This window comes from Pseudomonas sp. CFBP 13710 (genome assembly GCF_014842235.1).
Classification (GTDB): domain Bacteria; phylum Pseudomonadota; class Gammaproteobacteria; order Pseudomonadales; family Pseudomonadaceae; genus Aquipseudomonas; species Aquipseudomonas baltica.
On sequence record NZ_JACYVJ010000008.1, the window covers coordinates 90475 to 107997 of the forward strand.

General features: G+C 61.7%; 20 protein-coding genes. 12 read left to right on the plus strand and 8 right to left on the minus strand.

Annotated features, from left to right (window positions below; translation table 11 throughout):
• The first annotated feature begins 61 nt into the window (after positions 1-61).
• The 3 genes from IFT44_RS16705 (at position 62) to IFT44_RS16715 (ending at position 2903) form a co-directional block, all read left to right on the plus strand.
• On the plus strand, positions 62-1087 hold the full coding sequence (locus IFT44_RS16705; protein ID WP_192176256.1) for a LysM peptidoglycan-binding domain-containing protein: 1026 nt from the start codon (positions 62-64) through the stop codon (positions 1085-1087).
• 117 nt (positions 1088-1204) lie between these two features.
• Positions 1205-2311, plus strand: a complete 1107-nt coding sequence (gene dprA / locus IFT44_RS16710; RefSeq protein WP_192059265.1) for a DNA-processing protein DprA — start codon at positions 1205-1207, stop codon at positions 2309-2311.
• Between the two features lie 37 nt (positions 2312-2348).
• Positions 2349-2903: an L-threonylcarbamoyladenylate synthase gene (locus IFT44_RS16715; protein ID WP_122480061.1), complete on the plus strand. Its 555-nt coding sequence runs from the start codon at positions 2349-2351 to the stop codon at positions 2901-2903.
• A 42-nt stretch (positions 2904-2945) separates the two neighbouring features.
• Here the strand turns inward: IFT44_RS16715 and IFT44_RS16720 are convergent, their stop codons facing one another.
• Positions 2946-3917, minus strand: a complete 972-nt coding sequence (locus tag IFT44_RS16720) for an NADPH:quinone reductase (RefSeq protein WP_192055196.1) — start codon at positions 3915-3917, stop codon at positions 2946-2948.
• Positions 3918-4082: 165 nt separating this feature from the next.
• On the opposite strand from IFT44_RS16720, the gene hemF reads away from it, so the two are divergent.
• Entirely contained in the window at positions 4083-5006 is a 924-nt protein-coding gene (gene hemF, locus IFT44_RS16725) for an oxygen-dependent coproporphyrinogen oxidase (protein WP_122480063.1), read from the plus strand.
• Positions 5007-5023: 17 nt separating this feature from the next.
• On the plus strand, positions 5024-5848 hold the full coding sequence (gene aroE, locus IFT44_RS16730) for a shikimate dehydrogenase (RefSeq protein ID WP_192176257.1): 825 nt from the start codon (positions 5024-5026) through the stop codon (positions 5846-5848).
• Between the two features lie 92 nt (positions 5849-5940).
• Here the strand turns inward: aroE and choX are convergent, their stop codons facing one another.
• A complete protein-coding gene (choX, locus tag IFT44_RS16735) occupies positions 5941-6861 on the minus strand; it encodes a choline ABC transporter substrate-binding protein (RefSeq protein ID WP_192137796.1) in 921 nt (306 codons plus the stop codon).
• Between the two features lie 38 nt (positions 6862-6899).
• The gene (gene betC / locus IFT44_RS16740; protein WP_192103033.1) at positions 6900-8411 is read right to left on the minus strand and encodes a choline-sulfatase; all 1512 of its coding nucleotides are present in this window, start codon (positions 8409-8411) and stop codon (positions 6900-6902) included.
• A gap of 114 nt (positions 8412-8525) precedes the next feature.
• Here betC and IFT44_RS16745 point away from each other — a divergent pair, with 114 nt between their 5' ends.
• The 3 genes from IFT44_RS16745 to IFT44_RS16755 all read left to right on the plus strand — a co-directional run bounded on the left by IFT44_RS16745 (position 8526) and on the right by IFT44_RS16755 (position 10888).
• Entirely contained in the window at positions 8526-9434 is a 909-nt protein-coding gene (locus IFT44_RS16745; RefSeq protein ID WP_192176258.1) for a choline sulfate utilization transcriptional regulator, read from the plus strand.
• Between the two features lie 94 nt (positions 9435-9528).
• Positions 9529-10002, plus strand: a complete 474-nt coding sequence (locus tag IFT44_RS16750; RefSeq protein ID WP_192059257.1) for a hypothetical protein — start codon at positions 9529-9531, stop codon at positions 10000-10002.
• Between the two features lie 112 nt (positions 10003-10114).
• Positions 10115-10888 carry a hypothetical protein gene (locus IFT44_RS16755; RefSeq protein ID WP_152965730.1) on the plus strand — a complete coding sequence of 258 codons (774 nt, stop codon included), beginning with the start codon at positions 10115-10117 and terminating at the stop codon, positions 10886-10888.
• 213 nt (positions 10889-11101) lie between these two features.
• Here the strand turns inward: IFT44_RS16755 and IFT44_RS16760 are convergent, their stop codons facing one another.
• The 3 genes from IFT44_RS16760 to trpB form a co-directional block, all read right to left on the minus strand.
• Positions 11102-11593, minus strand: a complete 492-nt coding sequence (locus IFT44_RS16760; RefSeq protein WP_192050303.1) for an anti-virulence regulator CigR family protein — start codon at positions 11591-11593, stop codon at positions 11102-11104.
• 122 nt (positions 11594-11715) lie between these two features.
• The gene (trpA, locus tag IFT44_RS16765) at positions 11716-12528 is read right to left on the minus strand and encodes a tryptophan synthase subunit alpha (protein ID WP_192059255.1); all 813 of its coding nucleotides are present in this window, start codon (positions 12526-12528) and stop codon (positions 11716-11718) included.
• Positions 12525-13748 carry a tryptophan synthase subunit beta gene (trpB, locus tag IFT44_RS16770; protein WP_185794611.1) on the minus strand — a complete coding sequence of 408 codons (1224 nt, stop codon included), beginning with the start codon at positions 13746-13748 and terminating at the stop codon, positions 12525-12527. The genes trpA and trpB overlap by 4 nt, the downstream gene beginning before the upstream one ends.
• Before the next feature lie 106 nt (positions 13749-13854).
• Here trpB and IFT44_RS16775 point away from each other — a divergent pair, with 106 nt between their 5' ends.
• Entirely contained in the window at positions 13855-14751 is an 897-nt protein-coding gene (locus tag IFT44_RS16775; RefSeq protein ID WP_192176259.1) for a LysR family transcriptional regulator, read from the plus strand.
• On the opposite strand, the gene IFT44_RS16780 is transcribed toward IFT44_RS16775, so the two are convergent.
• Positions 14748-15071: a DUF883 family protein gene (locus IFT44_RS16780; RefSeq protein WP_122480070.1), complete on the minus strand. Its 324-nt coding sequence runs from the start codon at positions 15069-15071 to the stop codon at positions 14748-14750. The genes IFT44_RS16775 and IFT44_RS16780 overlap by 4 nt on opposite strands.
• Before the next feature lie 145 nt (positions 15072-15216).
• On the opposite strand from IFT44_RS16780, the gene IFT44_RS16785 reads away from it, so the two are divergent.
• Together IFT44_RS16785 and IFT44_RS16790 are read left to right on the plus strand one after the other, a co-directional pair.
• Positions 15217-15432, plus strand: a complete 216-nt coding sequence (locus tag IFT44_RS16785) for a dodecin (protein ID WP_043191958.1) — start codon at positions 15217-15219, stop codon at positions 15430-15432.
• Between the two features lie 133 nt (positions 15433-15565).
• Positions 15566-15790, plus strand: a complete 225-nt coding sequence (locus IFT44_RS16790; RefSeq protein ID WP_192050309.1) for a DUF1161 domain-containing protein — start codon at positions 15566-15568, stop codon at positions 15788-15790.
• Positions 15791-15891: 101 nt separating this feature from the next.
• On the opposite strand, the gene IFT44_RS16795 is transcribed toward IFT44_RS16790, so the two are convergent.
• Entirely contained in the window at positions 15892-16893 is a 1002-nt protein-coding gene (locus tag IFT44_RS16795) for an LLM class flavin-dependent oxidoreductase (RefSeq protein WP_122480138.1), read from the minus strand.
• A 197-nt stretch (positions 16894-17090) separates the two neighbouring features.
• Here IFT44_RS16795 and IFT44_RS16800 point away from each other — a divergent pair, with 197 nt between their 5' ends.
• A complete protein-coding gene (locus tag IFT44_RS16800) occupies positions 17091-17516 on the plus strand; it encodes an OsmC family protein (RefSeq protein WP_122480139.1) in 426 nt (141 codons plus the stop codon).
• Positions 17517-17523: the final 7 nt, after the last annotated feature.

Sequence of the window (17523 nt, forward strand, 5' to 3'; positions counted from 1 at the left end):
GCTGCACTGTGAGGTAAAGTCGTTATTTCGCGTGAGCAGACATGATAAAGGGATTCACGGCATGAGGAAATCACTACTCGCCCTGCTGATGCTGGCAATGGCCGGCCTGGCGCAGGCGCAAGTGCAGCTCAGGGACGGCTATCCACAGCGCTACACGGTGGTGCGTGGCGATACATTGTGGGACATTTCCGGGAAGTTTCTCAGCCAGCCGTGGCAGTGGCCACACCTCTGGCACGCCAACCCGCAGATCGCCAACCCGGACCTGATCTACCCTGGCGATTCGCTGGTGCTGGGCTTCGTCAACGGCCAGCCGCAGCTGATGCTCGAACGTGGCGCCTCGCGCGGCACCATCAAGCTTTCGCCCAGGGTGCGCACCACGCCCGTGGCCGAGGCCATACCCAGCATCCCGCTGGAATCGATCAACAGCTTCCTGCTGACCAACCGCATCATGAATTCGGTCGAGCAATTCAACGCCGCCCCCTACATCGTGGCCGGCAATGCCGAGCGCGTGCTCAGTGGCATGGGCGACCGCATCTACGCACGTGGCGCCTTCGACCCGGCGCAGTCGGTGTACGGCATCTTCCGCCAGGGCAAGACCTACATCGACCCCGACACCCAGGAATTTCTGGGTATCAACGCCGACAACATCGGCGGCGGCGAGATCGTCGCGACCGAGGGGGATATCTCTACCCTGGTACTGCAACGCTCGCGCGAAGAGGTCCGCCTGGGCGACCGGCTGTTCAGCGATGAACAACGCGCGGTCAATTCGACGTTTTTCCCCAGCGCGCCAGAGACTGACATTCGTGGTGTGATCATTGATGTGCCACGAGGTGTTACACAGATCGGCAAGTACGACGTGGTCACCTTGAACCGCGGAACGCGCGACGGACTGCGCGAGGGCAACGTTCTCGCGGTGTACAAGACCGGCGAGACAGTGCGCGATCGTATCACCGGCGAGCAGGTCAAGGTCCCCGACGAGCGCTCCGGGCTGCTTATGGTGTTCCGCACTTATGAAAAGCTGAGCTATGGTTTGATCCTCAACGCCAACCGCTCGTTGGCAGTGATGGACAAGGTAGGCAACCCGTAGCGCATAGGGCACCGGGCATGACGAGGTCACGCCCGGGCGCTTTCCGATACTTTTGTGCACAGAGTTATCCACAGCTTGTCCAGCTGTCTGCGAGCCTGCCGATTCAAGGATGATCGGATGCCGCTTTTCGATACCACTGCTCAGACCCTTTCCGAACTCGAGGCGCGCCTGCGCTTGCATGTGCTGCCGGAAATCGGCCCGCAACGCTTCCACAAGCTCGTTGCGCACTTCGGCAGCGCGCGTTCGGCGCTTGCTGCGCCAGTCGGGCAATGGCGCGGGGCCGGCGGCAGCGACGCCAGTGCCCAGGCCCGCCGCGACCCCTGCATCCATCGCGACGCGGCGGCTGCAATGGCCTGGCTAGAGCGTCCGCATCAGCATTTGCTGATGTGGGACCACGCCGACTACCCCGCCCTGCTCAAGGAAATCGCCGATCCACCGCCGCTGTTGTTCGTACGCGGCGACCCCGGTGTGCTGGAGCGGCCGCAGATCGCCGTGGTCGGCAGTCGTCGCGCTTCGCCGCCCGGCCTGGACAACGCCCGGGCCTTCGCCCGCAGCCTGGCAGCGGCGGGATTTGCCATCACCAGTGGCCTGGCCCTGGGTGTGGACGGGGCGGCGCATCAAGGTGCGCTGGAGGTGGGTGGGCACACCATCGGGGTATTGGGCACCGGTCTGGAAAAACTTTATCCACAGAAGCATCGCGTGCTCGCCCAGGCCATCGTCGAGCGCAAGGGTGCACTGGTTTCCGAGTTTCCCCTCGACGCGCAGGCGCAGCCGGGCAACTTTCCTCGACGCAATCGGATCATCAGCGGTCTGTCGCTGGGTGTGCTGGTCATCGAGGCCAGCCCGGCCAGCGGTTCACTGATCACCGCAAGGCTGGCCGCCGAGCATGGCCGCGAGGTGTGGGCGCTGCCCGGCTCCATTCATCACCCCGGCGCACGCGGCTGTCACCAGTTGATCCGCGACGGCGCGCAACTGGTCGAGACCATCGATCATATTCTTGAAGGGTTGCAGGGCTGGCAGCGTCTGCCACCGGTCCTGCCGGCGGCGCCAGCCCAGCCCGCCGATCCGCTGCTTGAGGTGCTGGTGGCCGCCGCGCACACCACCGAAGGCTTGGCCACGGCGTTGGGATGGCCGTTGCCGCGGGTGATGGCGCAACTTACCGAGCTGGAGATGCAGGGGCGCGTGGTCAGCCAGGCGGGGCGTTGGTTTGCACGGGCCAGCTAAGTACACTGGCGGCAGTCTTCAATGGGAGTGACAGCAGATGGTGAGCAGTTGGCGTGTGCAGCAAGCGGCGCGCGAGATCCGAGCGGGCGCGGTGATCGCCTACCCTACCGAAGCTGTCTGGGGATTGGGTTGCGATCCATGGGACGAAGAAGCGGTGTATCGCTTGCTGGCCATCAAGGAGCGCTCGGTCGACAAGGGCCTGATCCTGATCGCCGACAACATCCGGCAGTTCGACTTTCTGTTCGAGGATTTTCCCGAAGAGTGGATCGATCGCATGGCCAGTACCTGGCCCGGCCCGAACACCTGGCTGGTGCCTCACCAGGGCCTGCTACCCGAATGGATCACCGGTATCCACGATTCCGTGGCCCTGCGCGTGAGCGATCACCCGCAGGTGCGGGAGCTGTGCGCGCTGGTCGGGCCGCTGGTGTCGACCTCTGCCAATCGCCAAGGCCGCCCGGCCGCGCGCAGCCGCCTGCGCGTCGAGCAATACTTTCGTGGCGAAGTGGACGTCGTGCTGGGCGGCGCGCTGGGCGGGCGCAAGAGCCCGAGCGTGATTCGCGACCTGATCACCGGTGAAGTGATCAGGCCCTGAGGCCAGGCAGGGAGCCGCGTTCACGGGGCTCCCTGCCTGGTTTCATGGCAGCAGGATGGTCGAGCCCACCGTTTCGCGCGCGGCGAGTGCGGTCTGCGCCTTGGCGGCATCGCTCAGTGCGTACTGCTGGCTGACGTCGACCTTGAGCTTGCCGCTGGCGATCATCTCGAACAGCTCGTCGGCCATGCCCTGTACTGCGCCGGGCACGGCGTAGCTGGCCAGGGTCGGGCGAGTCACGTACAGCGAGCCCTTCTGCGACAGGATGCCCAGGTTGACCCCACTGACCGCACCCGACGCATTGCCGAAGCTGACCATCAAGCCGCGCGGCTGGAGACAGTCCAGCGAGGTTTCCCAAGTGTCCTTGCCGACACCGTCGTACACCACCGGGCATTTCTTGCCGTCGGTCAATTCGAGCACTCGCTTGGCCACGTCTTCGTGGCTGTAGTCGATCACCTCCCAGGCACCCAGGGCCTTGGCCCGTTCGGCCTTGGCGGGCGAGCTGACGGTGCCGATCAGCTTCACGCCCAGTGCTGCCGCCCATTGGCAGGCCAGCGAGCCCACACCACCGGCGGCGGCATGGAACAGGATGGTTTCGCCAGCCTCGACCTTGTAGGTCTGACGCAGCAGGTATTGCACGGTCAGGCCCTTGAGCATCACCGCAGCGGCCTGTTCGAAGCTGATGCTCGAGGGCAGGCGTACAGCCATGGCCGCTGGCAGCACGTGCAGATCGCTGTAGGCGCCCAGGGGGCCACCTGCGTAGGCCACACGGTCGCCGACCTTGAACCGGTCCACCTCGCTGCCGACCGCCTCGACCACGCCAGCGGCCTCGGTGCCCAGGCCCGAAGGCAGTGGCGTCGGGTACAGGCCGCTGCGGAAGTAGTTGTCGATGTAGTTCACGCCCACGGCGTGATTGCGTACGCGAATGTCTTGCGGGCCCGGTTGCCTGGGCTCGAAGTCGACGAACTCGAGGACTTCCGGGCCGCCGGTGGAACCGAACTGGATACGCTTTGCCATCTGCTCACTCCTGCTGTCGTTGGGCGAAGGCCTATCGGACGCCTTTGCTTGACCGGCGTCAACTGCCGCACGCGGTGAGCGATGCTATGCTACGCGCCGACTTGATCGCCGGTCAGGCGTGTTCCCAGGCCGCTGGCGGTATTTGCCCTTTTTCAAGGTGATGCCATGACTACCCGCACAGAGGCCGTAAAGGCCTATCTGCTCGATCTGCAGGATCGAATCTGCCACGCCATGCAGGCCGAAGACGGCGGCGCGCACTTCGTCGAAGATGCCTGGACGCGCGCAGCGGGCGGCGGCGGGCGCACCCGGGTGATTGCAGACGGTGAGTTGATCGAGAAAGGCGGGGTCAACTTTTCCCATGTATTCGGCACCGGCCTGCCTCCTTCGGCCAGCGCCCATCGACCGGAGCTGGCCGGTCGCGGCTTCGAGGCACTGGGCGTGTCGCTGGTGATCCACCCGCACAACCCGCACGTGCCCACCTCCCACGCCAACGTGCGGTTCTTCATTGCCGAAAAGGAAGGCGAAGAGGCCGTCTGGTGGTTCGGCGGCGGCTTCGACCTGACGCCCTACTACGCTCACGAGGAAGATTGCATCCACTGGCATCGTGTTGCGCAACAAGCCTGCGAGCCTTTTGGCGCCGATGTCTATCCACGCTACAAGGCCTGGTGCGACCGCTATTTCCACCTCAAGCACCGGGGCGAGCCGCGGGGCGTGGGCGGCCTCTTCTTCGATGACCTGAACGAATGGGATTTCGACACCAGCTTCGCCTTCATGCGCGCCATCGGCGATGCCTTCATCGACGCCTACCTGCCCATCGTGCAGCGGCGCAAGGCCATGGCGTACACCGCGCAGCAGCGTGAATTCCAGGAGTTTCGCCGCGGGCGCTACGTCGAGTTCAACCTGGTCTACGACCGCGGTACGCTGTTCGGCCTGCAGTCGGGTGGCCGTACCGAGTCGATCCTGATGTCACTGCCGCCGCAGGTGCGTTGGGGCTATGACTGGAAAGCCGTACCTGGCAGCGAGGAAGCGCGGCTCACCGACTACTTTCTGCAGGATCGCGACTGGCTGGCGCAGACCCCTCCCCTATGATTCAGGAACCGATTCGCATGGACAGTTACGTGGTTTTCGGCAACCCGGTGGGGCACAGCAAATCACCCGCCATTCACCGTTTGTTTGCCGAGCAGACGGGCCAGGCGCTGGTATACGACACACGCCTGGCGCCCATCGACGACTTCACCCGCAGTGCCTTGGGTTTTTTCGAAGAAGGGCTGGGCGCCAACGTCACCGTACCGTTCAAGGAGCAGGCGTTCGGCCTGTGCAGCGTACTGACCCCGCGCGCGCAGCGCGCCGGCGCGGTGAACATGCTCAGTCGGCTGCCCGATGGCAGCCTGCGTGGCGACAATACCGACGGCGTGGGGCTGGTGCGCGACCTGGTCAACAACGCCGGCGTGACCTTGCAGGGCAAGCGCATTCTGCTGTTGGGTGCCGGCGGCGCGGTGCGTGGAGTGGTCGAGCCGTTGCTCGAACAGCAGCCACTGTCACTGGTGATCGCCAACCGCACGGTCGAGAAAGCCGAACAGCTGGCGCAGCTGTTCGCTGACCTGGGCCCGGTGGCGGCCAGTGGCTTCGATTGGCTGGAAGAGCCGGTGGATATCATCATCAATGCCACTTCGGCGAGCCTGGCGGGCGATCTGCCACCGATCGCCGCCAGCCTGATCGAGCCCGGTGTGACGGTCTGCTACGACATGATGTATGGCAAGGAGCCAACGTCGTTTTGCCGCTGGGCCAGCGAACACGGCGCACGGCTGTCGCTGGACGGTTTCGGGATGCTGGTCGAGCAGGCAGCCGAAGCGTTCACCTACTGGCGCGGCGTGGCGGTGGATACGGCGCCGGTGCTGAGCCAGCTGCGCCGGGAAATGGCGGCGGGTTGAGTTGATTGAAGGGTGTCAGTGAAGGCCTCTTCGCGAGCTCTCTGCCCGCGAAGAGGCCATGACTGACACCCATCAAATCAAAGCCCGTCAGATCAAAGCTTCGCGCGTACTGCCGGCAGCGCGTCCTTGCCATCCAGCGTTTTCACACCTTCCAGCCACTTCTCCAACACCGCCGGATTGGCTTTCAGCCAGGCCTGCGCCGCCTGTGCGCTGGTTTTCTTGCTATTGGCCACATCGGCCATGATGCTGTTCTCCATGTCCTGGGTGAACACCAGATTGCTGAGCAGCTTGCCGGTGTTCGGGCAACTCTCGGCATAGCCCTTGCGGGTCAGGGTGTGCACGGTGCCGGTCGAGCCGAAATACTTCTCGCCGCCGGTGAGGTACTTGAGCTTGATCTGCACGTTCATCGGGTGCGGCGTCCAGCCGAGGAAGACCACGAACGACTTCTTCTTCACGTTGCGATTGACCTCGGTCAGCATCGCCTGCTCGCTGGACTCGACCAGTTTCCAGTCACCCAGGCCGAATTCGTCCTTCTTGATGATCTCGGCCAGCGATAGGTTGGCCGGTGCCCCTGAACCGATCCCGTAGATCTTCTTGCCGAACTTGTCGGCGTGCTTGTCCAGGTCGGCGAAATCCTTTACACCCGCGTCATACACGTAGTCGGGGACGGCCAGGGTGAACTCGGTGCCGTCCAGGTTCTTGGCGAACTGCACCACGTCACCATTGGCCACGAACTTGTCGTAGAAACCCTGCTGGGCCGGCATCCAGTTGCCGAGGAAGACATCCACCTGGCCATCCTTGAGACCGCCAAAGATGATCGGCACCGCCAGCGTGTCGATCTTGGGCCGGTAACCCATGCCTTCCAGCACCAGGCTGGTGAGCGCGTTGGTGGCGGCAATGTCGCTCCAGCCCGGGTCGGCCATCTTCACCGTCTCGCACCGTTGTTCGTCGGCGACCGCCGTGGTTCCGGCAACGGCCAGCCAACCGGCGGCCAGGGCTGTGGATATCTTCATGGTGACCTTCATGCGACTTCCCCTCAGAGCTTCGAATATTATGGGCAGGGTTGTGGATAACGTGCCTTGCGCTCCAGGTCGTCCAGGTCGATATGGTTGCGCATGTACTGCTGACTGGCGTCCACCAGCGGCTGGTGGTCCCAGCTCTTCAGATTGCCTTGGGCCAGTGCGCCGGCCACGAAGCGGCGTCGGCGCTGGCTGGCGAGCACCTGTTGGTGTATCGCCGGCATGTCCCATTTGCGGCGGGCTTCACTCAGGAAAGCCTCGAACAGTGCCCGGTGCGGGGGTGACTGGCTCAGGTCTTCACGTTCGCGTGGGTCGTTATCCACGTCATAGAGTAGGCAAGGGTCGACCTCGCTGTAGATAAATTTCATAGCGCCACGGCGGATCATCATCAACGGGCTGTGGGTACCTTCGGCCATGTATTCACCGAACGCTTCGTCATGCCCCTTTTCACCCTGCAGATGCGCCACTAGCGAACGTCCGTCCAGCGGCAGGCCGGGTTCCAGTTCGCCACCGGCCAGCTCGACGAAGGTCGGCAGCAGGTCGGCGGTAGAGACTGCGGCCTGCACTCGCCCTGGCTTGAACTGCCCGGGCGCGCAAACCAGCAGCGGCACCCGCGCGGCCATCTCGAACCAGTGCATCTTGTACCAGAGCCCACGCTCGCCGAGCATGTCACCGTGATCGCCGGAGAAGACGATGATGGTGTCGTCGGCCAACCCGGTTTCTTCCAGGGTCTGCAGCAGTTTGCCGACGTTGTGATCGATGTAGCTGCACGCACCGAAGTAGGCGCGGCGTGCATCGCGGATCTTGTTCACGGGCAGGGGCTTGTCCCACAGGTCATAGACCTTGAGCAGGCGTTGCGAGTGGGGGTCCAGCGCGGCCTGGTCCGGTACATCCTGAGGCAGTGGAATGTCTTCGTCGCGGTACAGGTCCCAGAACGGCTTGGGAATGGTGTAGGGGTCGTGCGGATGGGTCATTGACACCGTCAGACAGAATGGCCGATCGCCGTCTTCGCGAATGTGATCGAACAGGTACTGCTGGGCTTTGAAGACCACCTCTTCATCGAAATCCAGCTGGTTGGTGCGCACGCACGGGCCAGCCTGCAACACCGAGGACATATTGTGGTACCAGCTGGGGCGAACGTCGGGTTCGTCCCAATTGACCGCCCAGCCGTAGTCGGCCGGGTAGATATCGCTGGTCAGGCGTTCCTCGTAGCCGTGCAGCTGGTCCGGGCCACAGAAATGCATCTTGCCCGACAGTGCGGTGCGGTAACCCAGGCGCCGCAGGTAGTGGGCATAGGTCGGCACGTCGGCGGCAAAGTCGGCAGCGTTGTCGTAGGCGCCGATCTTGCTCGGCAACTGGCCGCTGACCAATGTGAAGCGCGAAGGCGCGCACAGCGGGCTGTTGCAGTAGGCCGCATCGAAGACCACCCCGGTCTCGGCCAAACGGCTGATGTTCGGCAGCTTGATCGGTGATGGCGCGTAGATCGGCAGCATGGGTGCGGCCATCTGATCGGCCATGATGAAAAGAATGTTCTTGCGCTTCATCGGCTCAGGGCATTCCATAGTGGAGATTAATGCGAAATTTCTGCCGTCCACCATGCGGTGCAGCTGTGGCCTGGTAAAGCCCATGCCGGACAATACCTAGGATAAGTAGCGCTTATGTTTACGAGCCTTGGAGAGATGTCTCTTGACCTGTTGCGGGCTTTCGAGGCGGCCGCCAGGCTGCGGAGCTTTACCGCTGCCGCGGTCGAGCTGGGTACGACGCAGCCTGCCGTCAGCCAGCAGATCAAACGGCTCGAGGAACAGCTGGCCATCCGCCTGTTCGATCGTATCTACCGAGGCATCGAGCTGACCGACGCAGGCTACACCTTGTTCGAGGCGGTACATGGAGGACTGCGCGGCATTGACGACTGTCTGGGCTTGATCACCAGTCAAACCCAGCACGAAGTGCTTCAGGTCTCTACCGACTTCGCGTTCGCCGCCTACTGGCTCATGCCACGTCTGCATCGCTTCCACCAACGTTATCCACAGGTCGACGTCAGCCTGGTCACCAGTGAACGCAGCCACGCCATGCTTGGCCCGAACATCGATGTGGCGGTCCTGTTCGGCGATGGCCGTTTCCGTCAGGGTGAAAGTCACTGGTTGTTCAACGAAGAAGTCTTCCCGGTCTGCAGCCCGCGCCTGTTGGACGATCGAACGCTACCGCTGGGCCCTGATGCATTGCTCGAATGGCCGCTGCTGCACCTGCGCGGTGAAAGCAGCTGTCAGTGGTTCGATTGGAGCGGCCTGTTCCGCGCCTTGCACATCCCCAGTGCCCCAGCGCCGGGGCAATTGCGCTTCGACAACTACACACTGCTCATCCAGGCCGCGATTGCCGGGCAAGGCGTTGCCATCGGCTGGCGTCACCTGGTGGACGCATTGCTGGAGCAGCAACTGCTCTGCCGCCCTTTCGAAGGCGCCGCCACATCGGCGTTGGGTTATTTCGTGGTGGTGCCGCAACGCAAACGCCGTGGACAAATGGTGCAACGGTTCGTGGATTGGGTGATGGAGGAGCAGAGCCGGCGGTAGAGGGGATATCTCACATTCACTTGGGAAACGGCTGCTACTGCACAATCGGTCGACTGGCTAACCTGCATGTCCCGCCGATCAGGAATGCATCGACATGCGCCGTGCCATAGCAGTCGCCGTTGTATCTACCGCCGTTTCAGGATGTTATCTACCCATCCCTCAGGATTATCACCCGCCTACCCCAATCGATATCTTCACCTATACGATCATCCGCATGATGCCGGATGGTCACTCGCCTTCCCTTCGTCTTGATGAAGGTAGATCCATAGGCGCTCGGGCATTTCGACCGTTGGACCATGCATCACTGGTAGCGTTTTTCAAAGGCATGAAAGGCGAATGCGTTTCTGCTCAACACGCCTCGAACTGGATTGTATGTACGGTAATCAGCGAAACCCATTTCCAGCAGCCGGATCGCAACGTCGAAAAAGTGAGCGGCTGTTGGGGCAATATCACGCTTGTTTACGGTTTCGACTATCTCGAGCCTGTTTCAGATCTATCGAATTGGTCATCCATGGACTTTTTGGCTAGTGGCATGGGGTGTATAAGCGCTTGGGCGGCTTCTCATTAGAATATGAGAAAATATTAATTATGTATTTAACTCCATAAGCCGGGTAGTGGAAGCATAGACCGCGGGCTACAGTTCGCGAAGTCATACATCCATCCCTTAACAGGAGTTACCCATGTCACAGCAATATCAAATCGAAGCACGTTCACATGCTATCGCCGGTCTATGGAGCCACAACTTTTGGGCGCTTCGTCACCCGAACGGAGAGGTCATGGCGGAGCTACATGGCTTAGCTACCGACCGCGTCACGCTTCGTACGGCGACAATTGGCACCTCTAATCGCCACTCATTGAGAGCATGGCATTTTGCAGTTAAAAAACATCACGCTGAGGTGGGTGTAATAGGTCACCAGGTGACTACGGGGTATCTCTACCAAGAAGGACAGACTCGAAAAGTGGTCTTGTCCGGAGACAGCGGAAATATACTACCTCGGTGGCGTGCCGCCGTGAAGTCGATTGGGCTTATAAACGATATGAATCTCGACTACCCACCGGGGGGTATCAAGGTGATTGGCAATACAAAAAACAGCAATTCTATGTTTACAACATTTGGAGATTTGATGGGTTTGTCTCGATTTAGTTTTTGGGGTGTGTTCGAGCCTGGTATCGATAATCCTGTTTTGCATGAAGAGATTGTAAGCGCCTTAAGAGCTCTGTTCGATGAAAGCTTGGATGTTCCGGTGCAGCCGTCAATGCCGGTTTTGAGCTCGCCTGTTGATAGCCTATCCGCTGCAAATTTCCCTCTGTCTGCGTCCGGTGGAGCGCCTAGCCATCTAGAGGCTGGGTATGGTCAATGGGGGCTAAATGCGCCTTTCCATGGAAGTGTTAGCATTCCATTCTTTGAGTATCACGATATGTCCGGCATTCCCAGACGCGTTTATGCCGAGTGACATTGGCTATGCGCTAGAAGTGATTCGAAGCGAATGCGCTGAATAGTTTGCTGCGTTGCTGCTATGAGTCGGCGTGGTTCTGCTGCAAGCTATGCAGCGCCTATCTCACCGTTTTCGCGGCTGTACGCCGCTCCTACAAAGAAATGCGACCGTGTAGGAGCGGCGTACAGCCGCGAAGGCGTCACGACAGGCAGTGCATCTCTAGATGGTTGATCAGTTCAACACCCCCTGCAATACCTCATAAACGATCCCGGTACCAATGGCGATCAGCACCACATCCGTGCCCATGCGGCGCCATTCGTAGCCTTCGTAACGTGGTAGATGCTTCAGCGCGGGACCGTCGAGGCGGGCACCGTAGCCGCGAGGCAGGGGTTGTCCCTTGATGGCGCGAATACTGGCGGGAGGTGGGTTGCCGGGCCGGAAGACGTCGCGATGATCCTGAATGGTCTGGCGTACGGGGCCGAAATCCTGGGGTGGACCACCGCGCGCGATGCCGCCACCTGGGTTGCCTGGGCCACGGTTGCCCGGACCGCGCTCGTCATGATCAGGCCGATCGGGTCCGTCCTGCCGCTGATGGGGTTGTTCCTGGCGTCCTTGACGTTGCTCATCCGCTCCACCCGGACCACCGGGAGCGGCTTGCACCAGCGGTGCACAAGCGATCAGCAATGCACCCATGCTCAGGATCAGGTTTTTTGGCATGTTCATCATGGATTTCCTTCACGGCCAAACAGCAAAAAGGGGCACCGAACACAGGTTCGATCCCCCTTGGTCTTGCCGTTTAGTCCCGTGAACCAGAGGCTAATTCCTCTGTATTGGAATCTTTACCTTCAGCTGACACGAGCCTTACGTACGCCCTGCGCCAGTTGACTGCACAGCGACAGCACATCTTCCACAGCCTGACCGTGGTGCTGGGCATGGGCGATCTTGTCCACTAGTGCCGAGCCGACCACCACGCCATCGGCCAGGCGGGCAATGGCGGCAGCCTGGTCGGGCGTGCGGATGCCGAAACCAACGCTGATCGGCAGGTCGGTATGCCGACGCAGCCGCTCTATGGCAGCGCCCACGTGCTCGGTGGTAGCCGAGCCGGCACCGGTCACGCCGGCCACCGATACGTAGTAGACGAACCCGGAGCTGCGCTCCAGTACCCGTGGCAAGCGTGCATCGTCGGTGGTTGGCGTGGTCAGACGGATGAAGTCGATACCCGAGGCCTGTGCCGGGGTCGCCAATTCACCATCATGCTCGGGTGGCAGGTCGACGATGATCAGGCCGTCGACGCCGGCTTCCTTGGCCTGGGCCACGAAGGCTTCGACGCCGAAGCGGTGGATCGGGTTGTAGTAACCCATCAGCACGATCGGCGTGGTGCTGTCGTCGACGCGGAATTCGCGGACCATCTGCAAGGTTTTCGCCAGCGTCTGCCCGGCGTTGAGCGCGCGCAGGGTCGCCAGCTGGATGGCCAGGCCGTCGGCCATCGGATCGGTGAAGGGCATGCCCAGTTCGATCACATCGGCGCCGGCAGCCGGCAAGCCTTTGAGGATGGACAGCGAAGCATCGTAGCCTGGGTCGCCCGCCGTGACGAACGTCACCAGCGCGGCGCGGCCTTCGGCCTTGAGGTCGGTGAAGCGTTGTTCGAGGCGGCTCATGCCAGTGTCTCCTTCGGGTGGGCGCCCATATGGCTCATGACGGTTTGCATGTCCTTGTCGCCGCGGCCGGACAGGCACACCACCATCAGATGGTCGGCGGGCAATGTTGGCGCGCGCTTCATGGCCTCGGCCAGGGCGTGGGCGGTTTCCAGCGCCGGGATGATGCCTTCCAGGCGGCAGGTGGCGTGGAACGCGGCCAGCGCCTCTTCATCGGTGATGCTGGTGTAGTTCACGCGCTTGATTTCATGCAGAAAAGCGTGTTCAGGGCCGATACCGGGGTAGTCCAGGCCGGCCGAGATGGAGTGCGCGTCGGTGATCTGCCCATCGTCGTCCTGCAGCAGATAGGTACGGTTGCCGTGCAGTACGCCGGGCACGCCGCCGTTGAGGCTGGCGGCATGCTTGCCGGAATCCACGCCATGGCCGGCGGCTTCGACACCGATGATTTCCACGCTGCTGTCATCCAGGAAAGGATGGAACAGGCCCATGGCATTGGAACCGCCACCTACGCAAGCCACCAGGCTGTCGGGCAGGCGCCCTTCCTTCTCCTGCAACTGCTCGCGGGTTTCCTTGCCGATGATCGACTGGAAGTCGCGAACCATGGCCGGGTAAGGGTGCGGGCCGGCCACCGTGCCAATCAGGTAAAAGGTGTCGTCGACATTGGTGACCCAATCGCGCAAGGCGTCGTTCATGGCATCTTTCAAGGTGCCGGTACCGGAAGTGACCGGCACGATCTCAGCGCCCAGCAGCTTCATGCGAAACACGTTGGCCTGCTGGCGCTCGATATCCGTGGCACCCATGTAGATCACACAGGGCAAGCCGAATCGAGCCGCCACCGTGGCCGTGGCCACGCCGTGCATGCCGGCGCCGGTCTCGGCGATCAGGCGCTTCTTGCCCATGCGCTTGGCCAGCAGCACCTGGCCGATGCAGTTGTTCACCTTGTGCGCGCCGGTGTGGTTGAGCTCTTCGCGCTTGAAGTAGATTTTCGCCCCGCCGCAGTGTTCGGTCAGGCGCTCGGCGAAATACAGCGGATTGGGCCGGCCGATGTAGTCGCGTTGAAAGTAGGCGAGCTGCTCGAGAAATTCGGGATCGGCCTTGGCGGCTTCGTATTCGCGAGCCAGCTCCAGCACCAGCGGCATCAGGGTTTCGGCGACGTAGCGGCCACCGAAGGCGCCGAACAGGCCGTTGCTGTCAGGGCCACTGCGAAGATTGGTCTGGGTCATGCGAAGCTCCAGGGGAATTGAATGACGATGTAGCCACTGTACCCACGACAACGATCGAAGAAAACCGATAAGATCTCGATAACCTGTCAGGATTTCTCACAATACCATGAGCCGTGACCTGCCCCCGCTGAATGCCCTCAAAGCGTTCGAAGCCACTGCCCGGCTGAACAGCGTCAGCAAGGCGGCTGACTACCTGAGCGTTACCCACGGTGCCGTGAGCAGACAGTTGAAAGTGCTTGAAGAGCATCTGGGCATCGCGTTGTTCGTCAAGCAGGGGCGTGGCTTGAAACTCACAGATGCCGGCATTCGACTGCGCGATGCCAGCGCCGAGGCCTTCGAGCGTTTGCGTCTGGTCTGTACGGAGCTCAGCCAGGCCCAGGCCCAGGCACCGTTCGTTCTGGGGTGCTCGGGAAGCTTGCTGGCGCGCTGGTTCATACCTCGATTGGGTCGGCTGAACAGCGAGCTGCCGGATTTGCGCCTGCACCTCTCGGCCGGCGAAGGTGATCTGGACCCCCGCCGTCCCGGGCTGGACGCCTTGCTGATGTTCGCCGAGCCGCCCTGGCCCGCCGACATGGACGTGTTCGAGCTGGCCGAAGAGCGTATCGGCCCGGTACTCAGCCCGCGCTTCCAAGGGCTCGAAGCTTTGCAGGGTCGGGCGGCCAGCGACTTGCTCGGGCACTCGTTGCTGCACACCACATCGCGGCCACAGGCCTGGCCCAGCTGGGCACGGCGCAACGGCCTGGATCCCGAGGCGTTGACCATGGGACAGGGGTTCGAGCATTTGTATTATTTGCTGGAGGCAGCGGTGGCCGGGCTGGGCATTGCCATCGCGCCCGAGCCGCTGGTGGTCGATGACCTGCGTGCCGGGCGCCTGGCCGCGCCATGGGGGTTTACGCAAACCCCGGCGCGGTTGGCACTTTGGGTCCCGCGACGCGCCGCAGACGGGCGCGCCCGACAACTGGCGCTATGGCTTGCGCAAGAGCTCGAACGCCAGGTCGATTAGTTGCTGCGATTGCACATCAGGTAGGCGGCGATCAGGCCCAGCGCGCCAACGGCTACGCCAGCGGCGGCCCAAGGGTGCTCCTGAGCGTAGTCACGGGTGGCAATACCGGTTTCCTTGGTCTTGACCTTCACTTCTTCATACGCGTCGCTGATCAGGCTGCGCGAATGGCTCAGCGCGGATTCTGCGTTGGCTTTCAGCGCCTTGAGCACCTTGCGCGATTCCTCGGTGGAATCTTCTTTCAGGCTTTCCAGGGAGCGGAGCAGGCTTTCGATTTCTGCTTCCATGCTCTGCAGCGAAGCTTTGCGTGACGAAATTGCCATGGGTAACTCTCCTTCATTGTGGTGAATAGCGTGTGTAGATTCCGACTGCGCTGCAAGATGAAAGTGCAGTGCGTGTGAACTTTTAGCGCAGAAATCCCCACACAGGTAGACAACCACTTCAGTAGCCACCCTAACGGAGAGCATCATGAGCGATCACCACACGTACAAGAAGGTTGAACTGGTAGGTTCCTCGACCACCACCATCGAAGACGCCATCAACAATGCGTTGGCCGAAGCGAGCAAAAGCATCGAGAAAATGGAATGGTTCGAAGTGACCGAAACCCGTGGCCATATCGAAGACGGTCGCGTGGCGCATTTCCAGGTCACACTCAAAGTCGGCTTCCGTATCCAGAACAGCTGACAGAAAACACGGAATCTTCCGACTGGCCGAATGCCATAGGTTGAGTTACAACACATTACCGGCGTGTCGACCTGAATCCAGGCGGCCCGCCGTTTGTCTTTAAACCGGCACTATCAGACCAAGGATGTAAGCGATGAAGCGAGTTTTATTGGCTGTGGGTTTGTTGAGCCTGGCAAGCGGCGCGTTCGCTGCGGGCAAGTCGTGTGAAGAACTCAAGGGAGAAATCGCCAAGAACATTGATGCCAAGGGCGTGTCGGGCTACACCTTGGAAGTGGTCGACAACGTCACTCCGGATGCCGGTTTCCAGGTGGTCGGTTCGTGTGAAGGCGGTACCAAGGCTATCGTCTACAAGCGCTGAAGATTACAGCCGCCCCCCGCTCCCACAGAAAACGAAATCCCCTGTAGGAGCGGTCAGCGGCCGCGAAACGAACCCCGCAATACACCAGGTCGGTGCAAGACTCAGCCCTGCATCACCTGCGCCAACAGCTCATACGACCGCAAGCGGTCGGCATGCTCGTACAGATCGCAGGTAAAGATCAGCTCATCTGCCTGAGTCTGTTCCTTCAGCACGTCCAGCTTGGCACGGATCTTCGCCGGTCCTCCCACCATCGCCAGGCCCAGAAAGTCCCCGACCGCGGCCTTCTCATGGGGCAACCACAACCCTTCCATGCTTTTCACGGGTGGCTGCTGCACCAGAGTCTGGCCACGCATCAGGTTGAGGATGCGGCGGTAGACCGAGGTTGCCAGGTAGTCGGCGTGCTCGTCGCTGTCGGCTGCCACCAAGGGCACGCCGAGCATCACATAAGGCTTGTCGAGCACCTCGGAGGGCTGGAAGTGGGCGCGATAGACCCGGATTGCCTCATGCATGTAGCGCGGCGCGAAATGCGAAGCGAAGGCGTACGGCAGGCCGTACATGCCCGCCAGCTGCGCGCTGAACAAGCTGGAGCCCAGCAACCAGACCGGCACGTTGGTGCCGCTGCCCGGCACCGCAATCACCTTCTGATCCGGAGTGCGTGGCCCCAGGTAGGCCATCAACTCGCGGACGTCGTCGGGAAAATCGTCGGCACTGCCGGAGCGCTCACGGCGCAACGCGCGCGCCGTCATCTGGTCCGACCCCGGCGCGCGGCCCAGGCCCAGGTCGATGCGCCCCGGATACAGGCTTTCCAAGGTTCCGAACTGCTCGGCGATCACCAGCGGCGCATGGTTGGGCAGCATCACCCCGCCCGAGCCGACGCGGATCGACGAAGTGCCCCCCGCCAGATAGCCCAGCAGCACCGAGGTCGCCGAGCTGGCGATCCCGTCCATGTTGTGATGCTCGGCCACCCAGAAACGGTTGTAGCCCCAGCCTTCGGCGTGGCGTGCCAGGTCCAGCGCGTTGTGCAGCGACCGCGCCGGGCCGTGGTCGGCACGCACCGGTACAAGGTCGAGGACGGAGTATTTCGTATCGGTCAAACCAGTCATGATCATTGGCATCCTGTGGGTATGTGGCAGGTGGGATGCCCCGCGCATCTTTGCTACCGGGTGTGTAATCAATATGGGCTTATGGTTCGGATTCAATAGCCAGCGGTCAGAACGGCGCTGAACTTGCCTCGCGCCGTGGCCTCTGAACACTTGTCACCGCGCGAACCCGTCGCGCCCATCAAGGAGGCTTTATGAGCATCAAGAAAACCGCATCGGCTGTCTGGAAAGGCGATCTGAAAACCGGCAAGGGCGAGATCTCGACGCAAAGCGGCGCCCTGAAAAGCAATCCCTATGGTTTCAACACCCGCTTCGAAGGCCAGCCAGGCACCAACCCTGAAGAATTGATCGGCGCGGCCCATGCCGGCTGCTTCTCCATGGCCTTCTCGATGATCCTGGGTGGCGAAGGCTTCACGCCAGACCAGATCAACACAACGGCCGAGGTCACGCTGGACAAGGAAGGCGAAGGTTTCGCGATCACCGCCATCAAACTGACCATGTCGGCGAAGATCCCCAACATCGACCAGGCCAAGTTCGAAGAACTGGCCAACAAGGCCAAAGAAGGCTGCCCAGTGTCGAAAGTGCTGAACGCCCAGATCACCCTGGACGCTAAGCTGGAATCTTGAGGTAGGG